Annotated in this window: 10 protein-coding genes and 2 pseudogenes; 9 read left to right on the top strand and 3 right to left on the bottom strand. The window is 62.0% G+C overall.

Features of this window, described 5'->3' with window-relative positions; genetic code table 11:
* Positions 1-8: 8 nt before the first annotated feature.
* Complete coding sequence (locus tag LGH82_RS12705; RefSeq protein ID WP_227348803.1) at positions 9-914, bottom strand: aromatic ring-hydroxylating oxygenase subunit alpha; 906 nt, start codon at positions 912-914, stop codon at positions 9-11.
* Positions 915-954: 40 nt separating this feature from the next.
* Positions 955-1,815 carry an aromatic ring-hydroxylating oxygenase subunit alpha gene (locus LGH82_RS12710; protein WP_227348804.1) on the bottom strand — a complete coding sequence of 287 codons (861 nt, stop codon included), beginning with the start codon at positions 1,813-1,815 and terminating at the stop codon, positions 955-957.
* A gap of 249 nt (positions 1,816-2,064) precedes the next feature.
* Here LGH82_RS12710 and LGH82_RS12715 point away from each other — a divergent pair, with 249 nt between their 5' ends.
* The 8 genes and pseudogenes from LGH82_RS12715 to LGH82_RS12755 all read left to right on the top strand — a co-directional run.
* The gene (locus LGH82_RS12715; protein WP_227348805.1) at positions 2,065-2,904 is read left to right on the top strand and encodes a GntR family transcriptional regulator; all 840 of its coding nucleotides are present in this window, start codon (positions 2,065-2,067) and stop codon (positions 2,902-2,904) included.
* Positions 2,901-3,995 carry a BMP family ABC transporter substrate-binding protein gene (locus tag LGH82_RS12720; RefSeq protein WP_227348806.1) on the top strand — a complete coding sequence of 365 codons (1,095 nt, stop codon included), beginning with the start codon at positions 2,901-2,903 and terminating at the stop codon, positions 3,993-3,995. The genes LGH82_RS12715 and LGH82_RS12720 overlap by 4 nt, the downstream gene beginning before the upstream one ends.
* Positions 3,996-4,091: 96 nt before the next feature.
* Positions 4,092-5,639, top strand: coding sequence for an ABC transporter ATP-binding protein (locus tag LGH82_RS12725; RefSeq protein ID WP_015314906.1), 1,548 nt, complete (start codon positions 4,092-4,094; stop codon positions 5,637-5,639).
* On the top strand, positions 5,623-6,690 hold the full coding sequence (locus LGH82_RS12730) for an ABC transporter permease (protein WP_015314905.1): 1,068 nt from the start codon (positions 5,623-5,625) through the stop codon (positions 6,688-6,690). Before LGH82_RS12725 ends, LGH82_RS12730 begins: the two co-directional genes overlap by 17 nt.
* Positions 6,690-7,610, top strand: a complete 921-nt coding sequence (locus LGH82_RS12735) for an ABC transporter permease (RefSeq protein ID WP_227348807.1) — start codon at positions 6,690-6,692, stop codon at positions 7,608-7,610. The genes LGH82_RS12730 and LGH82_RS12735 overlap by 1 nt, the downstream gene beginning before the upstream one ends.
* Before the next feature lie 816 nt (positions 7,611-8,426).
* Positions 8,427-9,779 carry an amidohydrolase family protein gene (locus LGH82_RS12740; RefSeq protein WP_227348808.1) on the top strand — a complete coding sequence of 451 codons (1,353 nt, stop codon included), beginning with the start codon at positions 8,427-8,429 and terminating at the stop codon, positions 9,777-9,779.
* A gap of 55 nt (positions 9,780-9,834) precedes the next feature.
* Positions 9,835-11,158: pseudogene (locus LGH82_RS12745) on the top strand (solute carrier family 23 protein).
* Between the two features lie 419 nt (positions 11,159-11,577).
* Positions 11,578-12,052 (top strand): annotated as a pseudogene (locus LGH82_RS12755) (efflux RND transporter permease subunit); the annotation flags it as partial.
* A gap of 192 nt (positions 12,053-12,244) precedes the next feature.
* On the opposite strand, the gene LGH82_RS12760 reads toward LGH82_RS12755, so the two are convergent.
* A complete protein-coding gene (locus tag LGH82_RS12760; protein WP_227348809.1) occupies positions 12,245-12,448 on the bottom strand; it encodes a heavy-metal-associated domain-containing protein in 204 nt (67 codons plus the stop codon).
* A gap of 243 nt (positions 12,449-12,691) precedes the next feature.
* On the opposite strand from LGH82_RS12760, the gene LGH82_RS12765 reads away from it, so the two are divergent.
* Positions 12,692-15,226 carry a heavy metal translocating P-type ATPase gene (locus LGH82_RS12765; protein WP_227348810.1) on the top strand — a complete coding sequence of 845 codons (2,535 nt, stop codon included), beginning with the start codon at positions 12,692-12,694 and terminating at the stop codon, positions 15,224-15,226.
* Positions 15,227-15,368: the final 142 nt, after the last annotated feature.

A 15,368-nucleotide genomic window follows, 5' to 3' on the forward strand; every position in this document is an offset into this window, starting at 1 on the left:
AAATCTTGTCAGGCCGCAACCGGGATCACGCCGTAGGTCACGCCCTTCTGGCTGAGCCAGCGCCGGTAGGCGATGGCCGACTTGTCGGCCCGGATGGGCGTTTCGGCACGCGGGTCCAGCGGCAGGCGCTTTGGCACCTGGTTCTCCAGGATTGGCTTGTCCTGGCCGAAAATCGTCTGCTGAAAGCGCTTGATCACCTTGTCTTCATTGTCCTCGTCGAGCACGCAAAGCAGCATGTGGGCGCGCACATGCTCCTGGTCGACGGGCTGCAGAAAGACGGCGATGACATCGCGCCGGGTCTCGTCGAGCGGGCTCGATTTGTAGAGCACCGAGCAATAGGGGTGCGGCACGCGGTAGACATAGTCCACGTCCGCACCGCCATCCGAAACCGTCGAAGCCATCGGCTGGAAGAAGCGGCAACGTGTGGCCAGGATCTCGTCACGGTCGACGGAGATCTCGACGTCGTATTCCTTGACTTCGGTATGCGGTTCGACGCCGAGGATGTCGGTGTGCACATAGGGGAAGTGGCCCATGTCGAGAAAATTCTCGATGGCGCGCGGCGCCGAGACGTTGACGCCAAATGTTGCCGCGTTGAGCTTGCGGCGGTCAGGCTCTTCATATTCCGGGATCGGGAACAGCTCGGCCGGCGGCGAGCCGAGCGAGATCCAGACATAGCCATAGGCGCTCTTGACGGGCAGTGTCTCACGGATTGACGCAGGATCGACCTGTTCGCCAGGCCGCAGGTCGGGCCGAGATTTCCAGGCACTGATGGCGCCGTTCGCGCCGACCGCGAAGCTGATCTTCTCCCCGAGCAGAATTGTCTCCACAACCCTGTCAGGCGCCGTCTCGGTAATGGCGCCGATCGGATGCCAGAGGTTGAGAATGACCGGGTCCGAACATTTCGTCTGTATCATTTTCATGTCCTTCGAAGGAGCCAAGCCGGCACCGATCCCGTCAGGCCTGGGCCGGAATGGCGCCGTAGGTTATTGCCCGCTCGCGCAGCCAGCGCCGGTAGGAGACAGAGACGGCGTCGGCACGGATCGGCGTTTCGGCACGCGGGTCGAGCGGCAGCCGTCGCGGCACCTGGTTTTCAAGGATCGGCTTGTCCTGGGCGAAGATGAGCTGCATGAAGCTGCGCACCGTCGCCGCGTCGATGCCGTCCTTGAGATAGCAAAGAAAGGGATGAGCGATGCAGTTGTCCTCATCGACCGGCTGCACGAACAGGGTGATGACGTCGAGCCGGTCCTTCTGCACCGGATTGCTCTTGTAGAGGGCCACGGTATAGGGCCGGATCACCTTGTATATGTAGTCGACGACAAAGCCTTCCTTGGCGGTGGGCGAGGCAAGCGGCTGATAGAATTTGCATTCGGTGGCCAGCACCTCGTCCTTGTCGGTGATCTCGACCTTGTAGGGCACCACTTCAGTGTGCGGTTCATCGCCCAGCAGGCCAGTGTGAACGAAGGGGAAATGCCCCATGTCGAGAAAGTTCTCGACGGCGCGCAGGCCCGACACCTTGACCGCGATCGAGCCGCCGGTGACCAGATGCCGGTCCGCCTCGTTCGACTCCGGAATATGGATGATGTCCTGCCAGGGCTTGCCGAGGCACGCCCAGACAAAGCCGTAACGCTCGGCCGCATTGACCTGTTCGCCGGTGTCCCGCCGAACGATCTCCTTGTTGTAGCGCCCCTTGCAGGTGACCACGAGATCGACACCAAGAAGCCGTGTGGCGAATGGAGTGTCGGCGGAAAGCATCGAGCTATCAGCAACGATATGCCAGTCGTTTAGGAGAGCCCTGTCACCGCAAGGACCTGTCATTGCAATTGTCCTCCCTGGCCGGCTCTTCACCTTGAATCCGGCTTGGTAAGCGTCACCATTGCAAACACAAGATTGGATATCAATCAATGCATTTTTTGTAGCCAATGAATGTTTTTTGGTTGACAGATTAAAAGGATTGCATCCCATATATGTCACACCGCAACCTGGGATATGGGGCGCTGGAATGATGTCAATGATCGACGGTGACATTGCGAAAGGCGCGCTGGAAATCCAGCGCGACCCCGCACCGTGAGCAGCCGTTCCCAGTCAATCGCCGAAACGCTGACACGCGCCGTCATTGACCACAGGCTCGTCCCTGGCTGCAAGCTCGGCGAACGCGAACTCGCCGAAATATTCGACGTCAGCCGCATCGTCGTCCGCCAGGCCTTGATCCGGCTCGCCGATGACGGACTGGCCCAGATCGAGCGCAATCGCGGCGCCTTCGTCGCCAGGCCGAGCATGCAGGAGGCGATGGAAATCTACGACGCCCTGACGCTTGTCGAACAGGGCGTGGCAGCGCAGCTCAGCGATCGGCTGGGTCCGGCCGGCTGGGCCGAACTGCGCCACCATGTCGAGCGGCAGCGCCAGGCCGTGGCCACGGGCAATGATGCGCTGGCCGATGTGCTTGGCCAGGAGTTTCATACCGTCTTCGTTCGCCTCAGCCGCAACAAGGTGATGCAGGAAATCCATGCGCAGCTTGTGCGCCGCACGACGCTGCTGCGGTCGCTCATTTCAGCCGATTTCGATTACTGCAATCTGCTGGACGACCACTCGCGGGTGGTCGACCTTCTGGAAAAGGGCCGCCTGAAACAGGCAATGGACCTCATCGACACCCATCACCGGTCGGTGGTGCGCGGCTACATCATGGACCGCGAGGTGTTTCCGGAAATGACGCCCGCCGAGGCTCTTGCCCCCTATCTCGATGGCACGGCCGATGCAGCCACGACAGCGGTTCCGCTCCGAAGGATGGCGAAGTCATCAGGCAATGGCGACGCGGCAACGCATCTACATGTCCATCTTCCAAAAACAGACCCGGCACCCGCAAGCCGGGCATCAAGCAAAAAAACCAACAGAGGGTTGCCATCATGAACGACGTAACAAGACGCGATTTCCTGAAATACAGCGGTGCAATCGGTGCGGCGCTTGGCACTGGCAGTCTGAGCACGGTCGCGCAGGCACAGGAGGTGCTGAAAATCGGCGCCGTCTATGTCTCACCGGTGGCTGAAATCGGCTGGACCAAGCAACACAGCCTCGGCGTCGAGGCGATCAAGGCCGCGTTCGGCGACAAGGTCGAACTCACCGTCATCGACAATATCTTCATGCCGCAGGACGCCGAGCGCATCTTCCGTGAGCTGGCCAGCGCCGGCAACAAGCTGATCTTCGGCACCAGCTTCTCGCACGGAACGCCGATGCAGAAAGTGGCGCCGCGATTCCCCAAGGTGGCCTTCGAACATTGCTCCGGCATCGTCCACCTCGCCAATCTCGGCACCTTCGAAGCCAAATATTACGAAGGCACTTTCGTCGCCGGGGCCGCAGGCGCCTACGTGTCGAAGGCCGGCAAGATCGGCTTCATCGGCGGCTTCCCGATCCCCGACATCGTCGGCCCGGCCAATGCGCTGCTGCTTGGCGCGCAAAGCGTCAATCCGAACGCCACCTGCAACGCGATCTTCCTCAATTCCTGGTTCGATCCGGGCAAGGAAAAGGAGGCCGCCAAGACGCTGATCTCACAGGGCTGCGACGTCATCTGCTCGATGACGGACACGGCAACCGGCGTCCAGGTCGCCGGCGAAGGCGGCGCCTGGTCGATCGGCTATGCCAGCGACATGGCGAAGTTCGGCTCCGGCAAGCAGCTGACGTCGTTCGTCCTCGACTGGACCAGCGATTATGTTGGCGCGGCCAAGGCCGTCGCTGCCGGCACCTGGAAGCCTGAAGTGCGTTGGGACGGGCTGGCGGGCGGCGTGGTCAAGATGGCGCCCTACAATGAAGGCATTCCCGCCGATGCCCGGGCCAAGCTGAAACAGCTGGAGGCCGATATCGGCAGCGGCAAGGTGCATCCCTATGCCGGCGAGTTGAAGGACCAGGGCGGCACCGTCAAGGTCGCCGCCGGTTCTGTTCTCGCCGACAACGACATTCGCGGCATGAACTGGTTCGTGAAGGGGATGATCGGCAAGCTGAGCTGATCGCTGATCAAAGAGCCGGCCGGCGCCGAAGCTGAGTTGCTTCGGCGCCAGCCAGCTTGCGTCCAACCTCGCTTCACGCCACGGCAGGACCCGCCAATGCATCCGCGTCTAGAATTGCGCAACATCTGCAAGCGCTATCCGGGCGTCGTCGCCAATGACGACGTTTCGCTGTCGATCCAACCCGGCGAGATCCACGCTGTGCTTGGCGAAAATGGCGCCGGCAAATCCACCCTGATGAAGATCATCTATGGCGCGGCGCAGGCCGATTCCGGGGAAATCCTTAGCGACGGCAATCCGATCGTCGCCCACAATCCGGCGGTATCGCGCGCACTCGGCATCGAGATGGTCTACCAGCATTTCGCGCTGTTTGAATCGGTGTCGGTGGTCGAGAACATTGCCCTGTCGACAAGCAGCGCCTTTCACCTTCCCACGCTCGCCGAAAAGATCCGCGACCTCTCCCTGCGTTACGGCACGCCCATCGATCCGCATCGCCAGGTGCACGATTTGTCGGTCGGCGAGCGCCAGCGCGTGGAAATCGTGCGTTGCTTGCTGCAGGCGCCAAAACTACTGATCCTCGATGAACCGACTTCGGTGCTGACACCGCAGGCCGTGGTCAAGTTGTTCGAGACGCTCCGGCAACTGGCCGCCGAGGGCTGCAGCATCGTCTATATCAGCCACAAGCTCGACGAGGTGCAGGAGCTCTGCGACACCGCCACCGTGCTGCGCAACGGCAAGGTCACCGGCACCGCCCGCCCGAAGGAGACGACATCGCTGGAGCTCGCCCGCATGATGGTCGGCTCCAAGCTGCCTGAAATACGCGTCAGCCCGCCGGTCCCGAGCGACAAGCCAGTGCTTGAGGTCAAAGGCCTATCGGTCAAGGCCCGGGACCATTTCGGCGTCGACCTCAAGGACGTTTCATTCAATGTGCATGGCGGGGAGATCGTCGGCCTTGCCGGTGTTTCCGGAAATGGTCAGGCCGAGCTAATCGCCTTGCTCAGCGGCGAACGCACCCATGAGCGCGCCGATGCGATCAGGATTTGCGGAACCGACGCCGCCCGCCTTCGCCCCCAGGAACGCCGCAAGCTCGGCGTCGCCTTCGTTCCCGAAGAACGGCTTGGGCGCGGTGCGGTGCCATCGCACACGCTGTGGGAGAATGCCGTATTGACGGCGCACCGCTTCGGCACGGTGCGCAAGGGGCTGGTTGACCGCCGCAAGGCAAAGGCTTTCGCCACGGGCATTATCGACAGGTTCAAGGTCAAGGCCAATGGAGCCCAATCGACCGCGCAAAGCCTGTCGGGCGGCAATCTGCAGAAATTCATCGTCGGGCGCGAGATCGCACTCACGCCAAAGCTCTTCCTGGTGTCGCAGCCGACCTGGGGTGTCGATGTCGGCGCGTCCGCCTTCATCCGCCAGACGATCATCGATCTCAGTCGCGCTGGTGCAGCCGTATTCGTCGTTTCCGAGGAACTCGACGAGTTGTTCGAGATCTGCGACCGGCTGCTGGTCATCTGCCAAGGAAAGGTGTCTCCGCCACTGATCCGCACGACCGCCGACCGCGAGGAGATCGGGCTTTTGATGACCGGCCAAGGCATGGGCGAAGGCGTATCGGCGAACAGGGGTGGCAGCGTTGCATTTCAGGATTGAACAAAGACCGGAGCCTTCCGCGCCGATGCGCGTTGCCGCGCCGATCCTGGCGACGGCGCTCACGGTCATCGTCGGCTCGATCTTCTTCGCCTCTCTCGGGCATGATCCGCTGGCCACGCTCTATGCGTTCTTTGTCGAGCCGCTCAGCTCGATGAACGGACTGTCGGAATGGCTGCTAAAGGCCTCGCCGTTGATCCTCATCGCTTGCGGGCTGGCGGTCGGTTTCCGCGCCAACGTCTGGAACATCGGCGCCGAGGGCCAGTTCACGATGGGTGCCATTGCCGCCAGCGGCGTCGGGCTGTTCTGGCCGAACCCGGAGAGCGTGCTGCTTTTGCCTCTGATGTTCCTGGCCGGCATGGGCGCCGGCATGGCATGGGCGGCAATCCCCGCATTCCTGCGCGCCCGCATGAACACCAACGAAATCCTCGTCACCTTGATGATGACCTATATCGCCACTCTGTTCCTGTCCTATCTCGTGCATGGACCGTGGCGCGATCCGGCTGGGTTCAACTATCCGCAGACGGCCATGCTGCCCACCGCCGCGCTGCTGCAATCCTTTGATCCCGCCTACCGGCTCAATTCCTCGATCTTCATCACCGTGGTCGCCGTCATCGTGATGTGGCTGTTCACCGACCGCAGCTTCCTCGGCTACAAGATGTCGGTGAGCGGCGCGGCCCCTCTCGCCGCGCGTTATGCGGGGTTCCGCGAGTCGGCGGCGGTCTGGATCGGCTTGCTGGCCGGCGGTGCGGCAGCCGGGATCGCCGGCATGGCGGAAGCGGCCGGACCGCTCGGCCAGCTCTCGCCGCAAATATCGCCGGGCTATGGCTTCGCGGCCATCATCGTTGCCTTCATCGGCCGGCTGAACGCGTTCGGCATCGTGCTCGGCGGGCTGCTGATGTCGCTTCTGTTTCTCGGCGGCGAAGGCGTACAGATGACGCTGGGCCTGCCATCGGCGCTGACGCGGATCTTCCAGGGCATCCTGCTGTTCTTCCTGCTCGCCGCCGACTTCTTCATTTTCTATCGCATTCGCCTGGTCCGGGAGAAAGCCTGATGGATCTGTTCATTGCCATTTTCACCGGCACCATCATTGCCGCGACGCCCTTGATCTTCGCGGCACTCGGCGAACTCGTGGTCGAGAAATCCGGCGTTCTCAATCTCGGCATCGAAGGCATGATGCTGATGGGGGCAGCCCTTGCATTCTGGGCGGTCACAGCGGGCTTTTCCATGCCTGTCGCGATCATGGCCGGCGCGCTGGCGGGTGCCGCCGCGTCCCTGCTGTTCGGCGTTCTGGCGCTGACCTTCCTGACCAACCAATATGCCGCCGGCCTGGCGCTGGCTATCTTCGGCTCAGGTGTTTCGGCCTTCCTCGGGCGCGGTTTCGGCAGCGATCCGATCGAGGCATTGCATCGTGTCGACATACCCCTCCTGTCCGACTTGCCCGTGGTTGGTCCGCTGCTGTTCCGATTCGACCCGATGGTTTATCTGGCGTTGCTGATGTTCGTCGCCATCAGCTGGTTTCTCTACCGGACCAAGGCTGGTCTGATCCTGCGCACCATCGGCGAGTCGCCCCAGACGTCGCATGCGATCGGCTATCCAGTGATCAGGATCCGCTACATGGCCGTGCTGTTCGGCGGACTGATGGCCGGTCTGGCGGGCGCCTATCTGTCAGTCGCCTACACACCGCTCTGGGTCGAGAACATGACCGCCGGCAAGGGCTGGATCGCGCTGGCGCTGGTGGTTTTCGCCACATGGCGGCCGCTGCGCATCCTGCTTGGCGCCTGGCTGTTCGGCGGCATGACGATCCTCCAGTTGCAGGGACAGGCGCTCGGGCTGGAAGTGCCGTCCGAGCTGCTATCGGCCCTGCCCTATCTGGCCACCATCATTGTGCTGGTGCTTATCTCACGGAACCGCCAGATGCTGGCGCTGCATTTCCCTGCCTCGCTTGCCAAGCCCTTCCGCCCGGCAAGCTAGTTTCGCGGAAGTCGTCCGACTGTCCTGACTAGAGGATGTGCCCAGCGCGGCTAACGCGCGCGTGAGCGCAGGCCGGCAAGCAACACCCTGGCTGCCGAATGCATGTCTACTGAATCCACTCCGCTCGCCCAATGAAGTGGCAAATTCGGATACTGGCCGCCGACGTTCGCCGCATTACAATCGGCTGGCGGAATACCAGACCGTATCAGTGTCCCATTGCAAGAAACACGACCATCCGCAACGGTAGCACTATTCTGTTCGGAATCCCTCCGGCGCGTGCCATTGCGATTTCAGCTACCCTATGACGCCCCGACAATGCCTCGTCCGCCCAAAATTCGGGCTCGTACCTAAGTTTCTGTTCGGTCCGCTTTATCAACTCCTCCCCATGCAAGATTTTTCGCGCAAGGGTCAGCTCCTGGCGCATCCAGATTTTTTCAATGCGGTGACAGACCTCTTCCGAGTAGCCAATTCTGGGGTGACCGGAGGATGCCGGATTGAGATTCGGAAAGGCAAAGCAGGAATCGCGTTGGCTCTGCTTCGCACATCGCGGCGAAGGTCAACGCTACTTGTAGTGGGAGATTGATCGATGCACGGCCGCCATATCCTGCCCGACCAAGAAAGCCGCTTGACACAGCAAGCAACGTAATCTCAATTGCTAGGCACCATCGGTTCAGCAGTGGACTTTCGGTGGCACAGAGCGCCCGCTCAACATTTAGTCGATGACGATCCGGAGTTCGCACCTCCTGGGACAGGGCTCATAGCGCGGAAAGGCTGCACCCAGCTTTTTCGAGTTTGAGACCGACCGGGAGGCGACGAATGACCGTTGATCTGCTCGTGCGCGATGCGTACGTCTATGTGGACCGCGACTGGGAAATTAATGGCGGCTGGATCGCCATAAAGGACCGCCGCGTCCATTCGCTTGGCAAGTCTGGCGACGAGCCCAAGGCCGCCAGAACGATCTCGGCTAAGGGCCGGCTGGTCACACCCGGCCTGATCAATGCGCACCATCACATGTACCAGAACCTGACGCGCTCCTTCGCGCCGGTGACCAACGGTACGTTGTTCCAGTGGCTGACGGGGCTCTATCCGCTTTGGGCAAACATCGACGACGAGTCGGTTTACCTGTCCACCTACATCGCCATGGTGGAACTGTTGATGGGCGGATGCACGACGTCCATGGACCATATGTACGTCCACCCCAAGCCATTCCTGATCGACGCCCAGTTCCGCGCCGCGCGCGACATAGGCTTTCGCTTCTATGCAACCCGTGGGTCCATGACCCGGTCCGTTGAGAACGGCGGCCTGCCGCCGGCAAGCGTGGTGCAGAGCGAAGACGAAATCCTCTCTGACAGTGTGCGACTGGTCGAGAAATTTCACGATGCGACACCCGGCTCGATGGCGCGCGTGGCCTTGGCGCCGTGTTCGCTTTTCTCGGTCACCGAAAACATCATGTCCCAGTCCGCGCAACTCGCGGACAAGTACGATCTGCGGCTGCATACCCATCTCGCCGAGGATCCGCAGGAAGACGAGTATTGCGCCGAGATCTACAAGTGCACGCCCGTCGAATATTTCGAGCGCGTCGGCTGGGCGACGCCGAGATCCTGGGTCGCGCACTTCATCTACCCGACGGAAGATGAAATCGGTCGCCTCGCCCATGCGGGCGTCTGCGCAACACAATGTCCTTGTTCCAACATGTTGATCGGCGGCGGTTCCGCCGACGTGATGGGCCTGCGCAAGCGAGGCATGCGCGTCGGTCTCGGCTGCGACGGGTCCGCCTCGACCGACCACGCCTCAATGTGGCTGGAGGCAAGAACCGCCCTGCTTCTGGGCCGATACCGCAACGGCCCGCATTCAATGTCCGCTCGCGATGCCCTGGATGTCGCAACGCGCGGCGGCGCCGCCTGCCTGGGCTGGGACAACGAGATTGGCCACCTGCGGCCCGGCGCGTGCGCCGACCTCGTCATCTGGCATATGTCGGATGTGGCGCTCGCCGGCGCGCATAGCGATCCCGTCGAAGCCTGGCTGAGATGCGGGCCGGCGGTGGCCGGCACCACGATCGTCAATGGCGAGCCGTTGATCGAGAACAGCCTTCCAGTGATGTCGCAACTCTCGGACGTGCTGCGCGAACACGCAAAACATGCCCGCCGAATCCAGTGTCTGGAGGCTTGAACGGGCGACGATCCGCATAGCCCAGAACGCCGTCACTCAAGGGAGGAGAACCATAATGAGTGTTGCGACAATACAGACTGAACATGCATTCCTCGACGCCGAGGATATAACCATCGGCGATATCGAAGAGATCATTCCAGTAAACCGGCGCTTTGCGCTCGGAGCCCAGCAGGCACTGGTGTCGAATGCCTGGCTCGATCCGATCTTCATCGCCTCGGTCGCTGGATTCTCGGCGTCGCTGGCGACCAATCTCGTCACGGCGACGTTCCTTGCCGCCGGCGTCGTCACGGTGGTGCAAAGCACGAAGCTGGTGCGGCTGCCGATCGTGCAGGGGCCATCTTCGGCGTTCTCGCCCTTGGCCATAGGCTACTACAAAGCGGGCACAATCTCGTCCGCCAGCCTGGGCCTCTTCATTGCAGCGGCACTGGTCTTTCTCGCGGCCGTTTCTGGCCAGTTCGCCAGACTGCGCCGTCTGCTTTCGCCGGCCGTTTCCGGCACCATCATCACGCTGGTCGGTGTTTCCCTGGCTGGCTTTACCTTCATGGAATTCTTCGGTGGTATCGGGACGCCGAATTTTGGCAAAGGGGCGAGCCTGTTCATCGCTTGTGCCACCAGCCTGGCGGTCGTGGTCAGTGCGGCGATAGGCGGCAGGGTCAGGATGTTCGGCTTCCTGATCGCGCTCCTGCTTGGCAATGCGCTTGCCTTGTGTCTTGGCCTGCTCGATTACTCGAGCGTCGGGTCAGCACCCTGGTTCGCCCTCCCCACGCTCCTTCCCTACGGCGCGCTCAAGTTCGATCCGGCGATCACCATCACGATGTGCATCGTGTTCCTAGTCGCAGTGGTCGAAGCCATGGGGATGTACGAGGCAACCGCGAAGCTGACCAACACCGAACTGACGGACCGCCGCGTCAACATGGGCATTGCCGGCGAGGCCGGCGGGTCGATGATTGCGGCGTTGATCGGCGGCCTACGCCCAGAATCTCGGCGTCGTCAAGATGACGGGGGTCGGCAGCAGGCATGTGGTGCGGGTCGCGGGCTGCATTTTCATCGCACTCGCATTTTTGCCGAAGGTCGCGGCAGTCCTGGTGGCAACGCCCGCTCCTGTCGTTGGGGGGTTATTCTTACCAGCCGCAGCGACAGTCATCATGGCGGGTATTCAGCTTGCCAGCCGGGAACGCCGGTCACCGGTGAAGAACCTCGTCGCGCCGCTCGGTCTCATGGCCGGCCTTGGCATTCCAGCGCTTTCGGGCGCCTTGGCGCCGTCGCTTCCGCCGATCCTCGGCGAAATGATCAGCTATCCGATCGTTGTTGGCGCGGTTTCGGTGATGATTGCCGAATTGTGTCTGGTAAAGATACCGGATCTTTTCCGAGCTCACTGAACACTACGGCGCAAGGGCGAGCCCGAAGGCGCGCCCTTGCGCTCATTCTGCTGCAGCCAAATCGTCATCCGTGAAGAACGCCCAACCGACTGACTTTGTCAGAAGCGCAACGTCGCGCCACCGATCAAGCACCCGATGGGCGACGCTCGGCAGTCGAACCCGTCATCGGCCACATCGAGAACGAACACAGGATGGACCGAAACCAACCCGCCCACCAAATCGGCGAAGCCCCATCCTCGCCACCGTCGGATACAACTCCAGCCTCATCCTCAAATGGATCAAGGCTCGTTTGCTTATATTCCGGGCCGCTATCTCAACCGCTAACCAAACCAAAATCGCTTAATTCACAGGCGACAAATGAAAGCGCCAGAGAATGAGCCCGCGGTAGCCATAGGCGGCACGATTGGCGACTTCCGGTATTGCCCTTCACGGTCCTCCTCATCGCGCCGTTGGCGTTGCTGTCCGCCATCGTTGGCGTGTGGCTCTCGAACGGTGACAACAACATCTTCACCCAGATCTCGTTTGTCGTGCTGGTCGGTCTTGCGGCCAAGAACGCCATCCTGATCGTGGAGTTTGCCTATGAAGAGGAAAAGAAGGGCCAGGATCCAATTGCCGCGGTGCTCGAAGCCGCGCGCCTGCGTCTGAGCCCTATCCTGATGACGTCGCTCGCATTCATCGCTGGTGTCGTGCCGCTGGTCATTGCGACGGGAGCCCGGTGCGGAGATGCGCCATGCAATGGGCATCGCCGTGTTCGCCGGCATGCTTGGCGTGACATTCTTCGGGTTGATCCTGACGCCCGTCTTCTATGTCGTCATCCGGCAGCTGGTGCTGCGGCGAGCAGCCGGCACCGGAGTTGACGCGCTGGCTGCTGCCAAAGGCGAACCTCACGCATAAGTTTGAGCTCTTGCAGCGTCCTTGGCGTATCTGAAACGACGCGTGGCGCTGCAACGAGTGCGGGGCAGGCAGGCCTCAAGCCTCCTCGCCCCCACACATATCGACTAGGCAGCATTTCAAGCGTCTGTCTGGTTCCTTCTCATCCTGCGCTCGGGGACGGAGATAAAGCTCCGCCCCCGAAACAGATCGCTACTACGCGGCGCTGACCGTGGCGGGATAGCCCGCCACGTCAAGTGCCTGCGTGAAAGCGGCATCGTCAGCGCTGGCGTCGATGGTCACGGTCTGGGTCTTCAGATCGACACCAACCTCGGCGCCCGCGTCGACGCTCTGGATCGCCTTCGTGACGACCCCGGCGCAGTGGCCGCAGGTCATGTCGGGCACGTTCAATTTCAACATTGGTTTCTCCTGTCTCGTCATCGGCACAAGCGCCGTTTGTTGAAACTGCGCGTTCCCGCCAGTGGAAGGTCAAGCGGCTGGTTGCCCTCCCAATTTTCAAACCGCCCGCCGGTCATAGTGAGAAAAAATGATTTAAAAGCAACATCTTAGTGGCGGTTTGAAAATCTTCTCCAACCCTGTTGACCTTCCCGTAACTGGAAGCCTTAGCCTCCGGTCATCAAATTGGAACACAGGACCGGAACGATGAACGCCACGCCCAAAATACCTGCAGCAGCAGCCAGACAAAACTTCCCGATCGAGGGCATGACCTGCGCATCCTGCGTGCTTCGTGTCGAGAAAGCGATCGCAGCCGTGCCGGGCGTGACGGCGGCTTCCGTCAACCTCGCTACCGAGAGCGCCGACGTCAGCTTCGGCGGCTCCATCGATTCCGACGGGATCATCGCCGCGATCCGCGGCGCCGGCTACGACGTGCCCTTCGAGAAAATTGAAATCGACATCGAGGGCATGACCTGCGCCTCCTGTGTGAACCGTGTCGAAAAGGCGATTGCCGCGGTTCCAGGGGTAAAATCCGCCTCGGTCAATCTCGCCACCGAACGCGCGACTGTCCAACTGCTCGCGGGTTCCACGCCACGCGCGGCTATCGACGACGCCATCCGCAAGGCCGGCTATGAACCGCGTCGCGCGGAAACAACGGCGATTTCGGCGGGAACCGACGGTCGCGAGAATGCCCGCAATCGCGAGTTCTCCAATCTCAAGCGCGACTTTGGTATCGCAGCCGTGCTGACGCTGCCGATCTTCGTGCTTGAAATGGGCTCCCACATCCTCCCGCCGCTGCATCATTGGCTGATGATGAATGTCGGCGATCAGCCGCGCTACATCGCCTTTTTCATCCTGGCGACGATCGTCCAGTTTGGCCCTGGTCTGCGCTTCTACAAGAAGGGCGTGCCGGCGCTGCTGCGCCTTGCCCCGGACATGAACTCGCTGGTGGTGCTGGGTTCGACCGCGGCCTGGGCCTATTCGGTCGTTGCGACCTTCGCACCGGGCGTGCTGCCGGCCGGCACCGCCAATGTCTATTTCGAGGCCTCGGCGGTCATCGTCACGCTGATCCTGCTCGGCCGCGTGCTTGAAGCCAAGGCCAAGGGCCGCACCAGCGAAGCCATCAAGCGGCTGATGGGCCTGCAGGCGAAATCGGCGCGCGTCGAACGCAATGGCGAGTTCGTCGACGTCGCCCTTGAAGATGTCGCCGCTGGCGACGTCATCCAGGTGCGTCCAGGCGACAAGGTGCCGGTCGACGGCGTCGTGTTGTCGGGTTCGTCGTTCGTGGACGAATCCATGATCTCGGGCGAGCCGATCCCGGTCAGCAAGGGTGAAGGCGCGGAGGTCGTCGGCGGCACGATCAACAAGACCGGCAGCTTCACCTATCGCGCCACCAAGGTCGGCGCCGACACGCTGCTGGCTCAGATCATCCGCATGGTCGAAACCGCGCAAGGCTCGAAGCTGCCGATCCAGGCGCTGGTTGACAAGGTCACCTCCTGGTTCGTGCCAGCCGTCATGGCCGCCGCCGCGCTGACCTTTGCCATCTGGCTGTTCTTCGGCCCGGAACCTGCCGTCAGCTTCGCGCTGGTCAATGCCGTTGCGGTGCTGATCATCGCTTGCCCGTGTGCGATGGGTCTCGCCACCCCGACCTCGATCATGGTCGGCACGGGGCGTGCGGCCGAACTCGGCGTGCTGTTTCGGAATGGAGAGGCACTGCAATCCCTGAAGTCGACTGATGTCGTGGCCCTCGACAAGACCGGTACGCTTACCGCCGGCAAGCCGGTGATGACCGATCTCGAAATCACCAGCGGTTTCGAGCATGCGAAGGTTCTGGAACTCATTGCTTCGGTTGAGGCTCAGTCCGAACACCCGGTTGCCGCGGCCATCGTGGCCGCCGCCAAGGATGAAGGCTATTCATTGGGCGAGGTCAGCGCTTTCGAAGCCGTGCCCGGCTTCGGTGTCAGCGCAAAGGTTGGTCAGCACCAGATTGCTGTTGGCGCCGACCGCTATATGGCGAGGCTCGGCATTGCCGTGGACACCTTCGCCGACACCGCAAGCCGGATGGGCAAGCAGGCCAAGACGCCGCTCTACGCGGCTGTCGACGGGAAGCTTGCCGCCGTGATCGCGGTTTCCGATCCGATCAAGCGTTCGACGCCGCAAGCCATTCGCGCCCTGCAAGCCATGGGTTTGAAGGTAGCGATGATCACCGGCGACAATCGTCGCACAGCGGAAGCGATCGCGGCCCAGCTCGGCATTGACGAGGTCGTCGCCGAAGTGCTGCCCGACGGCAAGGTCGAGGCGATCAAGCGCCTGCGGGTCGGCGGCCGCGTTGTAACCTTCGTCGGCGACGGCATCAACGATGCGCCGGCCCTGGCCGAGGCTGATGTCGGCATGGCGATCGGCACCGGCACGGACGTTGCCATCGAAAGCGCGGATGTGGTGCTGATGTCGGGCGACCTGCTCGGCGTGACCAATGCGATCGCGCTGTCGAAGGCGACCATCAACAACATCCGCCAGAACCTGTTCTGGGCCTTCGCCTACAACGCGGCTCTGATTCCGGTTGCGGCCGGCGTCCTCTATCCCGTCAGCGGCACGCTGTTGTCGCCGATGCTGGCGGCCGGCGCGATGGCACTGTCGAGCGTGTTCGTGCTCGGCAACGCGATGCGGCTCAAGCGTTTCCGGGCTCCGGTGCGGGAAACTGGCGCAGCAGCCGGCGCTCGCTTGCTTGCCCCAGCAGAATAACGGTCCTCGGCTCGCCAGAAGCGCGGTCCGATCCTCCACCCGCATCGCCTCATCCGACATCCACGCCGATGTCTTCTTCACACAGGAAGAAGACATCGAGGCCGTGGCCTAATCACCGAAATGGAGACCCAATTCATGCTTC

It is taken from the genome of Mesorhizobium sp. PAMC28654, assembly GCF_020616515.1.
Classification (GTDB): domain Bacteria; phylum Pseudomonadota; class Alphaproteobacteria; order Rhizobiales; family Rhizobiaceae; genus Mesorhizobium.